This window comes from Collinsella sp. AF28-5AC (genome assembly GCF_003457875.1).
GTDB lineage: Bacteria > Actinomycetota > Coriobacteriia > Coriobacteriales > Coriobacteriaceae > Collinsella.
Genome location: NZ_QRTA01000006.1, coordinates 1 through 15792, shown reverse-complemented (window position 1 = coordinate 15792; position 15792 = coordinate 1). Strand labels below are relative to the sequence as shown.

General features: G+C 63.0%; 11 protein-coding genes. 7 read left to right on the top strand and 4 right to left on the bottom strand.

What is annotated here, in order from left to right; genetic code table 11:
• The 3 genes from DWZ01_RS05545 to DWZ01_RS10720 all read right to left on the bottom strand — a co-directional run.
• A partial coding sequence (locus DWZ01_RS05545) for an FhaA domain-containing protein (RefSeq protein ID WP_117848376.1) occupies positions 1–477 on the bottom strand: 477 nt, incomplete at its 3' end.
• Positions 474–2327 carry a serine/threonine-protein kinase gene (locus DWZ01_RS05540; protein ID WP_006235178.1) on the bottom strand — a complete coding sequence of 618 codons (1854 nt, stop codon included), beginning with the start codon at positions 2325–2327 and terminating at the stop codon, positions 474–476. The genes DWZ01_RS05545 and DWZ01_RS05540, both read right to left, overlap by 4 nt.
• A 386-nt stretch (positions 2328–2713) precedes the next feature.
• The gene (locus tag DWZ01_RS10720; protein WP_158556940.1) at positions 2714–3430 is read right to left on the bottom strand and encodes a hypothetical protein; all 717 of its coding nucleotides are present in this window, start codon (positions 3428–3430) and stop codon (positions 2714–2716) included.
• Between the two features lie 115 nt (positions 3431–3545).
• On the opposite strand from DWZ01_RS10720, the gene dnaX reads away from it, so the two are divergent.
• The gene (dnaX, locus tag DWZ01_RS05530; protein ID WP_158556941.1) at positions 3546–5972 is read left to right on the top strand and encodes a DNA polymerase III subunit gamma/tau; all 2427 of its coding nucleotides are present in this window, start codon (positions 3546–3548) and stop codon (positions 5970–5972) included.
• A gap of 21 nt (positions 5973–5993) precedes the next feature.
• On the opposite strand, the gene DWZ01_RS05525 is transcribed toward dnaX, so the two are convergent.
• Positions 5994–6467 carry a hypothetical protein gene (locus tag DWZ01_RS05525; RefSeq protein ID WP_117770638.1) on the bottom strand — a complete coding sequence of 158 codons (474 nt, stop codon included), beginning with the start codon at positions 6465–6467 and terminating at the stop codon, positions 5994–5996.
• A 340-nt stretch (positions 6468–6807) separates the two neighbouring features.
• Here DWZ01_RS05525 and DWZ01_RS05520 point away from each other — a divergent pair, with 340 nt between their 5' ends.
• The 6 genes from DWZ01_RS05520 (at position 6808) to nifJ (ending at position 15664) form a co-directional block, all read left to right on the top strand.
• Positions 6808–7128 (top strand): YbaB/EbfC family nucleoid-associated protein, encoded by a 321-nt coding sequence (locus DWZ01_RS05520; RefSeq protein WP_117770639.1) that lies wholly within the window; start codon positions 6808–6810, stop codon positions 7126–7128.
• 15 nt (positions 7129–7143) lie between these two features.
• On the top strand, positions 7144–7740 hold the full coding sequence (gene recR, locus DWZ01_RS05515; protein ID WP_006235173.1) for a recombination mediator RecR: 597 nt from the start codon (positions 7144–7146) through the stop codon (positions 7738–7740).
• A gap of 245 nt (positions 7741–7985) precedes the next feature.
• Positions 7986–8891: a hypothetical protein gene (locus DWZ01_RS05510; protein WP_117848325.1), complete on the top strand. Its 906-nt coding sequence runs from the start codon at positions 7986–7988 to the stop codon at positions 8889–8891.
• The gene (locus tag DWZ01_RS05505) at positions 8888–10732 is read left to right on the top strand and encodes a hypothetical protein (RefSeq protein WP_117848324.1); all 1845 of its coding nucleotides are present in this window, start codon (positions 8888–8890) and stop codon (positions 10730–10732) included. The genes DWZ01_RS05510 and DWZ01_RS05505 overlap by 4 nt, the downstream gene beginning before the upstream one ends.
• 3 nt (positions 10733–10735) lie before the next feature.
• Positions 10736–11674 (top strand): FHA domain-containing protein, encoded by a 939-nt coding sequence (locus DWZ01_RS05500; protein ID WP_117848322.1) that lies wholly within the window; start codon positions 10736–10738, stop codon positions 11672–11674.
• A 450-nt stretch (positions 11675–12124) separates the two neighbouring features.
• Positions 12125–15664 (top strand): pyruvate:ferredoxin (flavodoxin) oxidoreductase, encoded by a 3540-nt coding sequence (gene nifJ, locus DWZ01_RS05495; RefSeq protein ID WP_117776362.1) that lies wholly within the window; start codon positions 12125–12127, stop codon positions 15662–15664.
• The last annotated feature ends 128 nt before the right edge of the window (positions 15665–15792 follow it).

Sequence of the window (15792 nt, the reverse complement as noted above, 5' to 3'; positions counted from 1 at the left end):
CGGGGCGGCAAACTGCTGCTGGCCGGCGCGCGGGGCGCTGGCGGCACGGCTTGCCGCGGAGTTGTTCTGGCCCAGGCCGTTCTGATAGGCGCGCTCTTCTTCGTACAGGCGGCCGAGCGTGGGGGCATCGACGTTCTCGGCAAAGACCGAGAACTTGCCGGCGCGCAGCTGTGGATCGATCATAAAGCGCACGAGGGGCTCGCCGACAAAGACATAGCGGCGCTTTTCGGCCTGCGCCTTCACGAACTCGCGGACCTCGCGCGAAAGCTCGGGGTAGAACGGGGCGAGCATGGGATCGTCGTCGGCGGCGATAAGGATGGTATAGAGTGCCGGCGCCGTGTTGACGCCGTTAATCACCAGAGTCTGATCCTCCATGTCGCGAGCGGCCTGCTTGGCAAGCTTCTTAAAGGAGAACGGGGCACGGGTGGCACCGAAGATGCCGGCCACGTGGTCCTCGAAGATGTTCAGGAAGTTCACGAAAGATCACTCTCCGTATAGGTTCTTTGGTATCCGAGCAAATATAGGCATATCCCAACGATTATAGAGGATAGGATTCCCGCAACCGCCGCCTTGGCGATGACCGCGGCTGCAAGGCTGGCAATTTCCATATGGTGTGCAAGACAGGACGCCGCTGCGCAGCCGATGCCGGTGACAGCGATGGCGGCGATTGCGGCAAGGTTTGAGCCCTGATTGGCACGCTTGGCATGGACATTGAGCAGCGCAGATGACGCCGCGGCAGTTGCCGCGACCAGCACAAAGGCAGCCCAAAGGAGCGGGTCTCCCAGCGCTGCAGCAACGTTACCGAGCCCCAGCACGCCTCCGGCTGAAAGCGCGACCGTGGCCAGACGGGCAAAAAGCGCGCCCATGCCCGTTGCCGCGGCGGCGCTTGCCGGGCCGAGCCAAAATGACGCGACGCCGGCGGCGACCCCAGCTGCCAGGAAGGTATTGCCGGTCAGACAGCCAAGCGCGAGTGCACAGGTGAGCGTGGCGCTCGCGGCAGTCTCGGTGCGACCCCAGGCGATCCACCAACCGGACATGGCGGCGGCAAAGATCACCGCGACGGGCAGCATCGACAGGATGCCCTGTGCCTGCATGGTGGCGTTGGCCATGAGCACCAAAAAGCCCACAGCCGAGATGGCCGAGCCAATCTGGGGGGCCAGGCCAGCCGCCGCTCCGATCGCGATAGCCGCAATGACCAGGCCGGGAAGCGCCGCGACCCCGGCCGTTTGCATCAGCAAAAAGCTAAAGGTGCCGCACGTTAGCGCCGAGATAGTGCGCATGGTGTAGTCGCGCGCATGGCTCCAGCGCGTGCCCGCCCAGCCGAGTGCGGGGTCGACCTCGATGGCGTCGTCCTCGTAGTGCGACGGCTCGATATCGTCGAGCTCCTGCTCGTCATCCGAAAGCTCGCCAACCATTTGCTCCAGGCTGCGACGGCCTTCGCGCACGCTGCCCAGACCGGCAAGGAGCTGGTCGCAAAATGCCTCGATGCTGTTGGGGCGGTCCTGCGGCATGGGGGAGAGCGCGCTCATGAGCGCGCTCTCGGCTCCCGGGGGAAAGTGTGGTATCAGCTCGCTGGGATAGGTGGCGCCGCCGATGATGTGGCCGAGCGAGTCGGCGGGCGTGGCCGCCATAAAGGGGGCGCTGCCACACAGGCCCTCGTAGATCACACAGGCAAGGGCAAAGACATCAGCGCGTTCGTCGACCGTGCCGGTCTCGATATCGAGCTGCTCGGGCGGCATGTAGCCGATGGTGCCGCCGCGCGAACCGCCAAAGCCACCGGCGGACGACAGTCGCGCCATGCCAAAGTCGGTGAGCTTTACATTGCCCGAGTGGTCGATGAGCACGTTGGCGGGCTTAATGTCCAGGTGGAGTACGCCATTACTATGGGCGAAGGTGAGCGCCTGGCCCAGGGCATCGGCAATAGCTGCGGCCTCGTCAAAGGTAAGTGAGTGGCCGTCCACGCGGTGCAAAAACTCGGCCAGCGACATGCCATCGACATACTCCATGACTAGGTAGGCATAGGCTGTGTCGTGCGTAAAGTCGATGACCTGCACGATATTGGGATGTTGAAGCATGGCGGCGGTGTGCGCCTCGCGCAGGACATCCATGATGTCGCTGGCGGGCATGCCGGCACCGTTGATAAGGGGGATACGCTTAATGGCGACGCGGCGGCGCAGGTGCGTGTCGCGGCAGATCTCGATGGAGCCAAAACCGCCGGTCGCAAGTGTCTCGAGCGGCTGGTACCGCTTGAGCAGCTCGCGAGAGCTGGTGCCCTCCAAAGGAACGTCCGGCGAGAACCGGGCGGTATGTTGCGAGAAAAGCGGCATGGCCAACCCTCGTGCGTTTAAAGTTCGTTTGCGAGCGGCGGGCGCCGAGCCGAGCCGTTCGCGGTGGCATAGATGCTGCTAGTGTAGCACGCTCGGGTGCATGGGGAGGATAGCGGGATGCGAGGTTGCCTGTCTGGCTTGGCTCTGTTTTGGCTCGCTCGGAAAGCGCACCCCACTTTGCGACCAAATTAAGGGATGCACTTTCCGAATGGGGTGGTCTGCGGAAACTGCGTCCCAGAATATTGGCGTAGAGCGGGATGCGCTTTCCGGATGGGCGCTCAAAAGGAAACCGCATCCCACTTTGGAGCGCCAAAACGGGATGCGGTTTCCGCTGTCAATCTAAGTTACGCCTAAGCAGGCGGCCGGAGTTTGGACCCCGGCTCGGGTTAGCGCTTCTTCTTGTTCTTCTTCTGCTTGCGCTGCTTGCCCTTGGTCTCCTGGGGCTTGTCGCCCTGTTTGGCTTCGGCGGCGGCCTTTTCTGCCTTCATCTTCTTGCGTTTGGTCTCGATGCGGAGTTTTTTGTTGATGCGTGCCTTAAGGAAGGTGCCAAACTGCTCGGCATCGCCGCGAACAAAGGTGTCCTTAGGGATCGTCACGCCCTGGTCGGCGAACATGGCCACAAAGATGCGCTCGCCGTCGAGCACGTGGTCGAGCTTTTCAAACGGGAAGAACTGCGACTTGCCGCTCTTGCCCCAAACCATCAGGCCGTCCTCGTTGGCGGCGACGCGGCGATAGCGGCCACCCATGGACTCGTCGGCCTCGACGGCGTCGATAAAGTCGCGGGCGAGGGTGTGGTGCAGGTTTTTGCTCCACCAGGCCAAAAAGGCGCCGAATACGATCAGGACGACGCCAAACTTGATCCAGTTGCCGCCGGCCACCAACATGCCGATGCCGATGAGCGCGGCAATCGCGGCGGCGACATACAGCGAGCCACGGCGCCTGGGCGAGGCGACCAGGCGGGCGAAGTCGGTGACGAGGTCGTTTTCGTACTGGTACTCGTTGAGGTACAGGATGCCGTCGTCGGCTGCGGCCTGCTCCTCGAGCGCGACCTCGACCTGGTCGGCTGCTTCGGAGGGAACGAGGTTGCTCTCTGCGTCTGCCATGCTCTTTGGACTCCTATCGCGGCGGGCTCGCCGTACGGGTTATTATGAATGCAGTATGCCGTGCGACCGCATGGCCGTCGCGGCAACAAGACTCAGTATACCCGGGGGAGCACCCATGGAATCGTTGTACCGAAAGTATCGCCCGCTCACCTTCGACTCCGTGGTGGGCCAGCAGCATATCGTCTCGACGCTCGAGCACGCCATCACCGAGGGGCGCCTGTCCCACGCCTACCTGTTCTGCGGACCGCGCGGCACGGGCAAGACCACCATGGCGCGCATTCTGGCCAAGGCACTGCTGTGCCGCAATGCCGAGGCGGCGCGCGCCGAGGGTGCAAGCGGCTGCATGCCCGACGGTACTTGCGAGGAGTGCGAGCTCATTGCCGAGGGCAACCACCCGGATGTCTACGAGCTCGATGCCGCAAGCCGCACGGGCGTGGACAATGTGCGCGAGGAGATCATCAACTCCGTCAACTTTGCCCCGGTGCGCGGCAAGTACAAGATCTATATCATCGACGAGGTCCACATGCTCACGACGGCGGCGTTCAACGCGCTGCTCAAGACGCTTGAGGAGCCGCCGGCGCACGTGATCTTTGTGCTGTGCACCACCGACCCGCAAAAGATTCTGGAGACCATCCTCTCGCGCTGCCAGCGTTTCGATTTCCATCGCATCGGCAACGAGGATATCGAGCACCGCCTGGCATACGTGTGCGAGCAGGAGGGCTTCGATTACGACGATGAGGCGCTGGCTATCGTGGCGCGCCATGCCAAGGGCGGCATGCGCGACGCGTTGTCCACGCTGGAGCAGCTGAGCGTCTTTGGCAACGGTTCTGTGCATGCGGACGACGCCCGCTCTCTTTTAGGCGAGGTTTCGGACCAGATTCTGGGCGAGTTTTCCCGCGCCATTGCCGATCGCGATGTTGCCGAGCTCTATGGACTGATCCGTACGCAGGTCGAGGAAGGAAACGACCTGCTGGAGCTGACGCGCGACCTGGTGGCGCACGTGCGTGACGTGTACGTTGCCTGCGTTGCCGGTGCTCGTGCCGAGCTGTTTGAGGGCGGCTCCGAGCAGGCCGAGGCGCTTGCTGCCGAGGCCGCTGCCTTTGGCGAGCATCCTGCCGACCGCCTGGCCCGTGTGCTGACGGTGCTCGACGATGCCGCACTGGAGATGAGGGGCGCGAGCGACGTGCGCCTGGTGCTCGAGATTGCCTGCACGCGTCTGGCGCGTCCCGAGGCCGATTTAACGATTGAGGCATTGGCCGAGCGCGTGGCACGCCTGGAGGCCATGGTTGCCAACGGCGCCGTGCCGGCGAGCGTGGCTGCTGCTCAGGCCGCCGCGCCTGCAGCATCCGTACCCGCTGCTGCCCAACAGCCGACGCTCATTTCGGGCGCTCGTGCTGCCGCTCCGGCGGCATCCGCTGCCCCTGCTGCTACGTCCGCGCGCCAGGGTGGCATGCCTTGGGACCGTGGTGCTGCCGCTCCGGCGGCTCAGCCTGCACCCGTGTCAGCTTCCAAGCCTGCAGCGCCTGCACCTCAGCCTGCGCCGGCTCCGACGCCTCAGCCCCAGTCCAACAATGCCGCCCAGGTTGCTGCCGCCGGCGCCGCCGAGACCCCCGCGGTCGAGGACGCCGGCGAGCTGCAGCGCAAATGGGCCGAGGTCGTCGAGCGCGTCAAGGCGCGTCAGGCTTCCTACGCAGGGCTTTTGCTCAACGCCCGCGCCACGGCCGACGACGGCTCCAAGCTCACGGTCTCGTTCCCCGCGGGTTCGACTTTTGCCATTAAGATGCTCGGTCGCGCCGATACGCAGTCGGTGGTCCTACCGACGGTCTGCGCGGTCTTCGGTCGTCGTACCGTCGACTATGTCCTGGATGGGGGTGGCACGCCGGCTCCTCAACATGAGGAGCATTCTCCATCTGCACGGGCTGCGGCATCTGCGGACCCGCAACCCGTGTCCTCGGCGGCCCCTGTATCCTCGAGCGCCAGCGCGCCGCAGCAGCAAGCGGCACCGGTAACGGCATCGACCTCGTCGGCGCCTAAGCCCGCGGCGCCCAAACCGGCTGCTCCGACACCCGCGCCCAAGCCCGTCTCGCCCGCGCCCAAGTCGTCTGACCTGGGCAAAGCCCCCTGGCTACGCTCCGACAACCCCGCCGGTGCTCCTGCCACGGGTAAGCTCCCGACCGAGCCCGCACCCCGTGCGCCCGAGCGCTCGGCTGCCCCCAAAGCTCAGCCTGTCGCGCAGTCCGCGCCGTGGGAATCCGAGCAGGTGCCCTACGACGACGCTATGGTCGGCGGCTTCGCTGGCGATGCGAGCGGGGACGATCTGCCTCCGTTCGACGTGCCGGGTGCGACGCCCGCGCCCAAGTCCGCTGTAGCTGCCCCCAAAGAGGAGGACGCTCCTGCAGCTCCCTGGGAGTCCAACCCCGGCGCCGGCAGCCCCTTCGGCCACCAGGGCGCAGCCCCGAGCATCCCGCAGACCGAGGACGAGGCCAAAGACCTCATCCGCAGCGTCTTCGGTCAGGCCACCATCTTCAAACCGGTGGAGTAGCCGTACGGGCGGGTATACTGCTCAAGAAGAGAACCCCTTGCCCGGGCGCATTTGTATTTCGGACATGTGTAGTGTGGTGCCGCGTATGTCGCATTTGAGCAGACAGGTGCGTGACGGTCGGCCTAGGATGCTGAGGTCGATACGATACGTCGCATGGCTGTCCGTGTACTCGACTTGCTCGGCGTTAATGGTTGCTCCGATTGCCAAATAAACGCCTAGCTCGGCATCGACAATCTTGAAGTCCTTTATCTTGACCTTGAACTCTTGATAGAGGGACGGGCTGTTGTAGTAGACGGTTCGGGTTCCGTCGGTGCACTCATCGGTCGTCTCCCATTTGACGACGGGCTGGTCCGAGCTGGCTATCAGCAGTTCTGCTCCAAAAGCTATGGCATGGGTGATGACAACCAACAATGCCCAGCCGACAAAGAGATAGAGAACCACATATGCAACGGGGTGTTTTGAGCGGATGTTTTGGAGCGCGTTGGGGGCATTCATGGGGCACCTCCAAATTACTATCTATGGCAATCAAATTATACCCCGCTGCCATGCGCGTCACCGTGAGCAACGGATCGGCATGCAGGTCTTTAGCGGTGCAAATGAAATGTCGGATTCCGGCTCTACAAGATTTAGCTTTCAATATTATGCAGATGCGAATTATTCAACTTTGCATAATCTTCGGGTGCGGCTTGCACTCCAGGACATGTATATCGACTGAGGTAGCGTGACTGCCCCGCTTGCTGGCCGCGCGCCGTGGTACGATTTTTGAGTTTGAAAGTCCCGCCGCGTCCCGGCTGCCCTTGCAGCTCGGCGTGCGGCCGCACGTAAAGGAGCCATCATGGCCGGTATGAACATGCAGCAGATGATGAAGCAGGCCCGCAAGATGCAGGAGCAGCTTGCCGCCGCGCAGGAGAACCTCAAGTCCCAGACCGTCGACGCCTCTGCCGGCGGCGGCATGGCCAAGGTGACCGTTAACGGCGAGATGGAGCTCGTCAACCTCACCATCGATCCCGATGCCCTCGATCCCGAGGACGTCGATATGCTGCAGGACATGATTATGGCTGCCGTCAACGAGGCCGTCCGCGGCGTCAACGAGCTCGCCAACAAGCAGATGGGCGCCATCACCGGCGGCCTCAACATCCCGGGCATGCCGTTCTAAGACACGCATATATATATGAGTGCGAATCACAGTCTGCAAAAACTGCTCGATGAGCTGGGCCGCCTGCCGGGCATTGGTCCCAAGTCGGCCCAGCGCATCGCCTATTACCTGTTGGAGGCCGACGCCGAGGAGGCGCGCCGCCTGGCCGAGGCCATCCTGGAGGTCAAGCAGGAGGTCCACTTTTGCAGCCGTTGCTTTAACTACGCCACGGCCGACGAGTGCTCCATCTGCCAGGACCCGATGCGCGATACCACTCGCATTTGTGTGGTGGGCGAGCCGCGCGACGTCCAGGCAATCGAGCGCACGGGCAGCTACCATGGCCTGTACCATGTGCTGGGCGGCGTGATCAGTCCCATGGACAAGATTGGTCCCGAGCAGTTGCACATCCGCGAGCTGCTGGCGCGTCTGGGCCACGAGGATATCCATGAGGTCATCATCGCCACCAACCCCAACATCGAGGGCGAGACCACGGCGAGCTACCTGGCCCGCACTATCAAGCCGTTGGGCGTCGAGGTGTCGCGTCTGGCAAGCGGCCTTCCCGTGGGCGGCGACCTGGAGTATGCCGACGAGCTTACGCTTGGCCGCGCCATCGAGGCCCGTCGCGCGATTTAGGTGGCGAGCCTGCTCCTGCCGTATGTTTTCCTCGCGACGCACGGGGTAGTCATAATTTCCCTGTGCGACTGTAAGTTTGTTGTGCAACAAAGATGCTTTGTATCCGCTTATCGCATGGATGCTTCCACTCGCATCCTTAATTTGCTCATTCGTTGCGCAACCTTTTGGGTTCGCTGATACACTCAAATATGGATTCGAATGAATGCGCCGCTCCCGAGCGGCGTGTTTTTGTTGGAGGAGAACGCATGCGGCCCGGTGGCACTCAGACAAAGCGCGGCGCCGCGGTGCGCATACGACGCCGACTGGGCTTGGCGCCGCGGGCGTACGCACTGCTATCGTGCTCGCTGGTGCTGGTCATAGCTGGCGTTTCTGCCTATGGCATGACCGTGCCGTCCATGATGCAGGCGCATGCCGCACGCGAACCGCGCGTGGGGCATGAGGCCAAAAGCGATCTGGGCACCACGACTGGATATGCTTGGGCAAGTGTGGTCGGGCATATTGTGTTTGGCACCGACGATGCGGACGGCGCCGAGGCCCCGGACAACGAAGTCACGCTTGCCAATGGCAAAACCATCGTGCTCACCAACACCAAGATCATCGATCGATTGTCCAACAATAGCGTGGCGGCAACGGTGAATAAGGTCGAGCAGCAAAAGGAGCAGGACGCCCAGCAGTCCGGAAAGCCCGGTAGCTCGGATACTTCTGGCTCCGGCTCGGATTCATCGAGTTCGGGCGGCGGCTCTGGGTCGGGTTCCTCTACCGGAGGGCCTGGAAACGGCGGCTCGACGGGCGGCAACACTGACAACGATGCAAACTCCGGCGGCCTTTCCGCTGCTGAGGAAGAGAGCATTCACAGTTGGCTTGTGGCCAAGTACAACATGCTCGACGGCTATGTTTCTCGTGCCAATGACGTGGTCTCGACCTATAACTCTACGGGAGATCCCAGGCCGTGCGACAGCCTGGTCGGGGAGATGTTTGTCATTCGAGCCGAGTTCGGTCGTCAGACATTCTCGCCCCGGTCAAGGTGGTATCAGCAGTATGCCAATCTGTGGGGCTGTTACACCAACCTATGTCAATGGGTCGGCCATTACGGCGATGATGACGTCGCGCTCGGTAACTTCAACAATAACGTGGCGGCGCTTGCCCTATGATGACCGATCTTGCATCCACCACACCACAATCGCTCGGTCGCGATCCCATGGTCGGCCTGCGCCTGGCGCGTGTCGACGGGTTTGAGCCGGCCATTGCGCTCGGTCAGGACGAACTGCCTGCCTATCTGCGTCGTTTTACGATACTGTTTGCCGACGATGCCACCATGCGCCGTGGCGGTATCGGCCGCGTGACGCGTGCTGTCAACGCCCAAGGCGAGGACGTAGCACTCAAACAGCTCATCTTGCCGACGCGCGATGAGTTTGACGACGATGCCGCCCATGAGTCGCTGGTCGCCAAGTTCAAAGCGGCATTTCGCGAGGAATATGAATGCCATCGCGCCCTTGCGGGCCTTAAGGGCTTTCCCCGCCTCTATGGCTGGGGCGAGGTTGATGGTGTGCCTGCAATTGTCATGGAATGGGTCGAGGGCGAGACGCTCGCCCGCTTGCGTTCGCGACTCGCCGTGGACGATGCCGGACGCCTGTCGCCGCTTGTGGCGGCGCGTCTGGGTCGCGACCTGTTCGATCTGCTCTGCCGTATGAGCCTGGTGGGTGAGGGCTTTGTCCATCGCGATATCTCGCCCGCTAATATTATGGTGCGCACGGCGCGTCTACCGCTTGACCGGCAGCTTGCCGAGGGCACCTTTGACCTGTGCCTGATCGACTTTGGCTCGTCGCTGGCGCTTGAGCCTGCGTCGGCCGTGGCCGGTACCGGCGGCAAGGCATCCTTTACCGAGCGCTATGCCACGCTGCGTCGCGCGACGGTTGCCTATGCCCCGCCCGAGATGCTCACCGACGATATTCCCGATCTGCGCGCTTTGCGTATGTCGCCGGCGATCGACGTCTATGCCGCGGCAAGCACGGTTTACGAGCTCATTGCCGGCGTCGCGCCATACGAAGCCGCGCCGAGCACTTCGGGCACCTCGGGTTCGCGCAAAAAGACGCGCGACATCGCGAGCCCCTACCGTCTCAAGATGGACACGCGGCCCGACTATCCCATTGGTGCCCATGCGCCCGGTTGTGATTTGACTCAGCTGCTTCGTCGTGAGCCCGATGTGGCGCTCGCCGCGGCCGAGCAGGCCCAGCAGCTAGGGCTTGAGCCGGATTCCGAAGAGCTACGCGATGCGCTGGCGTTTGTCGATGCCCAGCTGTTCGACGTGGTGATGGCCTGTCTGTCCAGCCATCAAAAAGATCGTCCCGAGCCGGCGGCGGTCGAGGCGGCGCTCTCAGCGTTTTGTGACCACTATGCGCAAAATGTCGGCCGTTCGCTCCGCGGCGAGCCGCTCACGCCGTGCCCCATGGATGCGTCTGGCCGCGCGGTTCGTCGCGCGCTGATGGTCGGCGCGACGGTCGTCTGTGGCGTGGTTTGGGCTGTGATCGTGGTTTCGGCCGCGCTGCTGGCGTCGGGCGCTCGCGTGACGGCGACTTTGGGATCGCTCGTGTGGTCTGGGTCGCTACCGGGTATTATTGCCGCACTGGCGTTGGCGCTGCCAGGCATAGCCGGCGTTGCCGCGGGGGCGCTTGCGCGCGATCGGCGCTCGGGCTTCCTGCAGGGTGTGCTTGCGCTTTCTGCCTGCGAGGTTCCGGTGCTGGTTGTGGCTGCATGTAGCGTATTTTCCCAACGCGCCGTGATGGGCGGCCTTGTTGCCGCTCTGGTTGCAACCTATACGCTTACGTGGTTTTTGCTTGCGATGGGCTTTGCCTTTGAACTTCCCGTTTCGGCACCACGACGCACAAAAGCCCAGATGGCGACTCCGCTTGCCGGTGGAGCCGCAGCTGCCCGTACTTTTGGCGGACCTGTCGAAGTATCGTCCGATTCTATTTCTACGACTAAGGAGGCCTAGGTCATGACATCTCAAGTTGAGCTCACCCCATGCGGGGCCATGTTTGACATCTTTAAGCGCGCGGCGCATCTGAGCCATATCGAGCTGTGCGGCTTGGTGCTTTCGTCCCGTCCGCTCGCCGACAGCCGCAGCCCACAGAGCCGAGCCGCCGATCGCTCTTGGGTTTCCCGCTTTATCGTTCGCGCGCCGGTCGGCACGCTTCAGCATCGCTACTTTGCCGAATACGGTACCTCGGCTGCGCGTATTATGTCGCAACTGGCCCTGCGCCAGCGCAATCCCATGGACTCCACGGCTGTGATCAATATGGTGTGCGGTCCTGCAGGTGAACCGATGGTACGCGCGCTCGAAGAGTGCCACCAGGACACGAATCTCTATCGCAACGCGCTCGATCGCCTGTCCCAGGCGGCGGAACTCATGCCCGCCGAGCGCGCCGAGGCCGTGCTGGTGCTGTTTGTCGCCGTCGGCTGTTCGGCGGATGTGCGGTCCTCGGTGAACTATGCCATCGACTACGCGCACGCGACCTGTGGCGGAGGCACATCCACGCCGCGTTCGCTTGGCATGTCGATGACCGCGGGCGAACGCGAACCCGCCCCGGCGCACCCCTTGGGCTTGCTGCGCGTACAAAACAGTTTTGTCGTGAGCGCCCCGCGCTGGATTCAGCCGAGTGAGCAGGGTGTTGAGATTGGCGCGCTGGCCACTGGCGAGGGCGATATTACCGACGTCGGCGACGATGTCTCGGCCCGCCATGCCCATATCTGGTGCGATGCTCAAAATATCTGGCACGTCGAGGACTTGTCGTCCACCAACGGAACCGTGGTGGTAAACGGGGCCACGCGCGTCTGCATTCAGGTCGAACCCGGCCGTTCCGCCCAACTCAATCCCGGCGACGAGCTCAAGCTCGGCGAATCCACTACCTACGCCATTCTCTTCGGTGCCCTCTAGCCGGCAGATAGGGACGTTCCTTTTCTGCCGGCACTTGGGGACACTCCTTGGCGCGCCAGCCCGGTCGCCCAGGGATGGAGGGGCCATTTTGGCCCTTGGCAGTCACCCAAGGTAAACCTTTACCGCCCGCCTATATTTGCCGAAATTACACTTGACGGCGGGGTACAATAAACCCGCATGCGGATTTCCGTTGCGGGCGCTTCCCATCGCCGGGGCGTGCCCGGGAGCATCCGGCATGCGGCCTTTGCGGCGCTCGGTCATGTGCAAGACGGGTAGCTGGGCTTGTGGAGCGCGTGCAGCCCTCCTCGCCTCGGCATGCCTTCTCTCCACGCCATGTACCTGCTGCTGAGCCTGCCTGCCAGATGATTGGAAGCAACAGCGAAAATCCCATCACGCCAACATCCCGGCGATCGCCGGGGCCTGTATACCTATATGAGAGGAGAGGGGTATATGGCGCGTAAGTTTAAGTCTATGGACGGCAACGAGGCGGCCGCATATGTTTCGTATGCGTACACCGAGGTAGCGGGAATCTATCCCATTACGCCGTCCAGCCCGATGGCCGACCATGTCGACCAGTGGGCGGCCCAGGGTCGCAAGAATATCTTCGGCACCCCGGTCAAGGTCGTCGAGATGGAGTCCGAGGCAGGTGCAGCCGGTACCGTTCACGGTTCGCTGGGCGCCGGTGCTCTGACCACCACCTACACGGCTTCTCAGGGTCTGCTCCTGATGATCCCGAACATGTACAAGATCGCGGGCGAGCAGCTCCCGGGCGTCTTCCACGTCTCCGCGCGTTGCGTCGCTTCCCACGCCCTGAACATCTTTGGCGATCACTCCGACGTCATGGCCTGCCGCCAGACCGGTTTCGCCATGCTCGCCGAGGGCAACGTCCAGGAGGTCATGGACCTCTCGCCGGTGGCTCACCTTGCCGCCATCGAGGGTAAGACCCCGTTCCTTAACTTCTTCGACGGCTTCCGCACCAGCCACGAGATCCAGAAGGTCGCCATGTGGGACTACAAGGATCTGGCCGAGATGTGCGACATGGACGCCGTCCAGGCTTTCCGCGACCACGCGCTCAACCCTGAGCACCCGCACACCCGCGGCAGCCACGAGAACGGCGATATCTTCTTCCAGAACCGTGAGGCCTGCAACAAGGTCTACGACGAGCTTCCCGCCGTCGTCGAGGGCTACATGAAGAAGATCAACGAGAAGCTCGGCACCGATTACGGCCTGTTCAACTACTACGGCGCTCCCGATGCCGACCGCGTCGTCGTGTGCATGGGCTCCTTCTGCGACGTGCTCGAGGAAGTCATCGACTACCTCAACGCCCACGGCGAGAAGGTCGGCCTGGTCAAGGTCCGTCTGTTCCGTCCGTTCTCCATCAAGCACTTCGTCGACGTTCTCCCCGAGACCGTCCAGAAGATCGCCGTTATGGACCGTACCAAGGAGCCGGGTTCCATCGGCGAGCCGCTCTACCAGGACGTCGTCTCCGCTCTCTACGAGGCCGGCAAGACGGGCATCAAGGTCGTCGGCGGCCGTTATGGCCTGGGCAGCAAGGACACGCCTCCCGCGTCCGCGTTCGCTGTCTTCGAGGAGCTCAAGAAGGACGAGCCCAAGCGCGAGTTCACCATCGGCATTGTCGATGACGTGACCAACCTGAGCCTGCCCGAGGCCGAGGATGCGCCCAACACCGCAGCCCCCGGCACCATCGAGTGCAAGTTCTGGGGTCTGGGTGGCGACGGTACCGTCGGCGCCAACAAGAACTCGATCAAGATCATCGGCGACCACACCGACAAGTACGTCCAGGCCTACTTCCAGTACGACTCCAAGAAGACCGGCGGCGTCACCGTCTCGCACCTGCGCTTTGGTGATTCCCCGATCCGTTCGCCGTACTACGTGACCAAGGCCGACTTTGTCGCCTGCCATAACCCCAGCTACATCGTTAAGGGCTTCAAGATGGTCCGCGACGTCAAGCCGGGCGGCACCTTCCTGGTCAACTGCCAGTGGAGCGACGAGGAGTTCGCCGAGCACATGCCCGCCGTGGCCAAGCGCTACATCGCGAACAACAACGTCAACGTCTACCTGATCGACGCTATCGACCTGGCCGCTAAGGTCGGCATGGGCAAGCGCACCAACACGGTGCTCCAGTCCGCCTTCTTCGCGCTGGCCAAGGTCCTGCCCGCCGAGGACGCCCTGCAGTACATGAAGGACGCGGCTACCAAGTCCTACATGAAGAAGGGCCAGGCTATCGTCGACGCCAACCACAAGGCCATCGATGCCGGCGCTACCGCCTTCCGTAAGTTCGAGGTTCCGGCCGACTGGGCAACTGCCGAGGATGCCGCTCCCGTCGAGCTCTCCGAGGAGACCAAGTCCGCTATCGCCCAGCAGGTCAAGAACCTGCTCGAGCCCATCGATCGCATGGACGGCGACAGCCTGCCTGTTTCCGCCTTCGTCGATTGCGCCGACGGCCAGTTTGAGCTGGGCGCCTCCGCATACGAGAAGCGCGGCGTCGCCGTGGTCGTTCCCCACTGGGACGAGACCAAGTGCATCCAGTGCAACCAGTGCGCCTATGTGTGTCCGCATGCCACCATCCGTCCGTTCGCGATGACCGAGGACGAGGCTGCCGCCGCGCCCGAGGCTACCCGCACGCTTGACGCCATGGGCCCCAAGGCCAAGGGCATGAAGTTCACCATGGCCGTGTCCCCGCTCGACTGCATGGGCTGCACCAACTGCGTCAAGGTTTGCCCCAAGGGCGCCCTCGAGATGGTTCCCACCGAGCAGGAGATGGACCAGCAGCCCGTTTGGGACTACATGGTCGAGAACGTCTCCGAGAAGAAGGAGCTCATCGCGGCCAACGTCAAGGGCAGCCAGTTTAAGCAGCCCTACCTGGAGTTCTCCGGCTCCTGCGCCGGCTGCGCCGAGACCGCCTATGCACGTCTGGTGACCCAGGTCGCCGGCGACCGCATGTTCATTTCCAACGCCACCGGCTGCTCCTCCATTTGGGGCAACCCCGCTGCCACCGCTCCTTACTGCAAGGACAAGGACGGTCACGGCCCGGCGTGGAACAACTCCCTGTTCGAGGACAATGCCGAGCACGGTCTGGGCATGGCCGTTGGCTACGAGGCCGTTCAGAAGAAGCTGATCGCTGCTACGCAGGAGATCATCGCCGCTGACGGTCCGTCCGACGAGCTCAAGGCCGCCGGTCAGGCTTGGATCGACTCCGTCAACGACGCCGAGGCCTCTAAGACCGCTGCCGCCGCCTACGTTGCCGAGCTCGAGAAGTGCGGCTGCGACGCCTCCAAGGCGATCCTCGCCGACAAGGCTTACCTCACCAAGAAGTCCTTCTGGATCTTCGGCGGCGACGGTTGGGCCTACGACATCGGCTTCGGTGGCCTGGACCACGTCCTGGCTTCCGGCCACAACGTCAACGTCTTCGTCTTCGACACTGAGGTCTACTCCAACACCGGCGGTCAGGCCTCCAAGGCCTCGAACCTGGGCCAGGTCGCTCAGTTCGCCGCTGCCGGTAAGGTGACCAAGAAGAAGTCCCTGGCCGAGATCGCTATGAGCTATGGCTACGTCTACGTGGCGCAGGTCGCCATGGGCGCCAACCCGGCTCAGACCCTCAAGGCCATCCATGAGGCCGAGGCCTACGACGGCCCGTCCCTCATCATCGGCTACAGCCCCTGCGAGATGCACTCCATCAAGAAGGGCGGCATGCAGAACTGCCAGGCCGAGATGAAGAAGGCTGTCGAGTGCGGTTACTGGAACCTCTTCCGCTTCAACCCCGAGGCTGCTGCCGGTAAGAAGTTCTCGCTCGATTCCAAGGAGCCCGCGGGCGGCTATCAGGAGTTCCTGATGAACGAGGCCCGTTACGCTTCGCTGACGCGTTCCTTCCCCGAGCGCGCCGAGGAGCTCTTCAAGGAGAACGAGCAGGCCGCTATGGACCGCTACGCTCACCTGCTGAAGCTCAAGACGGTGTACAACGAGGCCTAGGTCTCCCACCGCAGGATCTGAGGGCTGACCTTCGCGGACGCCCTCGGACATGAAAGAACCCCCGCTGCGCACTACGTGAACTGCGCCCCAATTCTTGGACGGGCTAATAAGCGGCCTACGCCGCACAT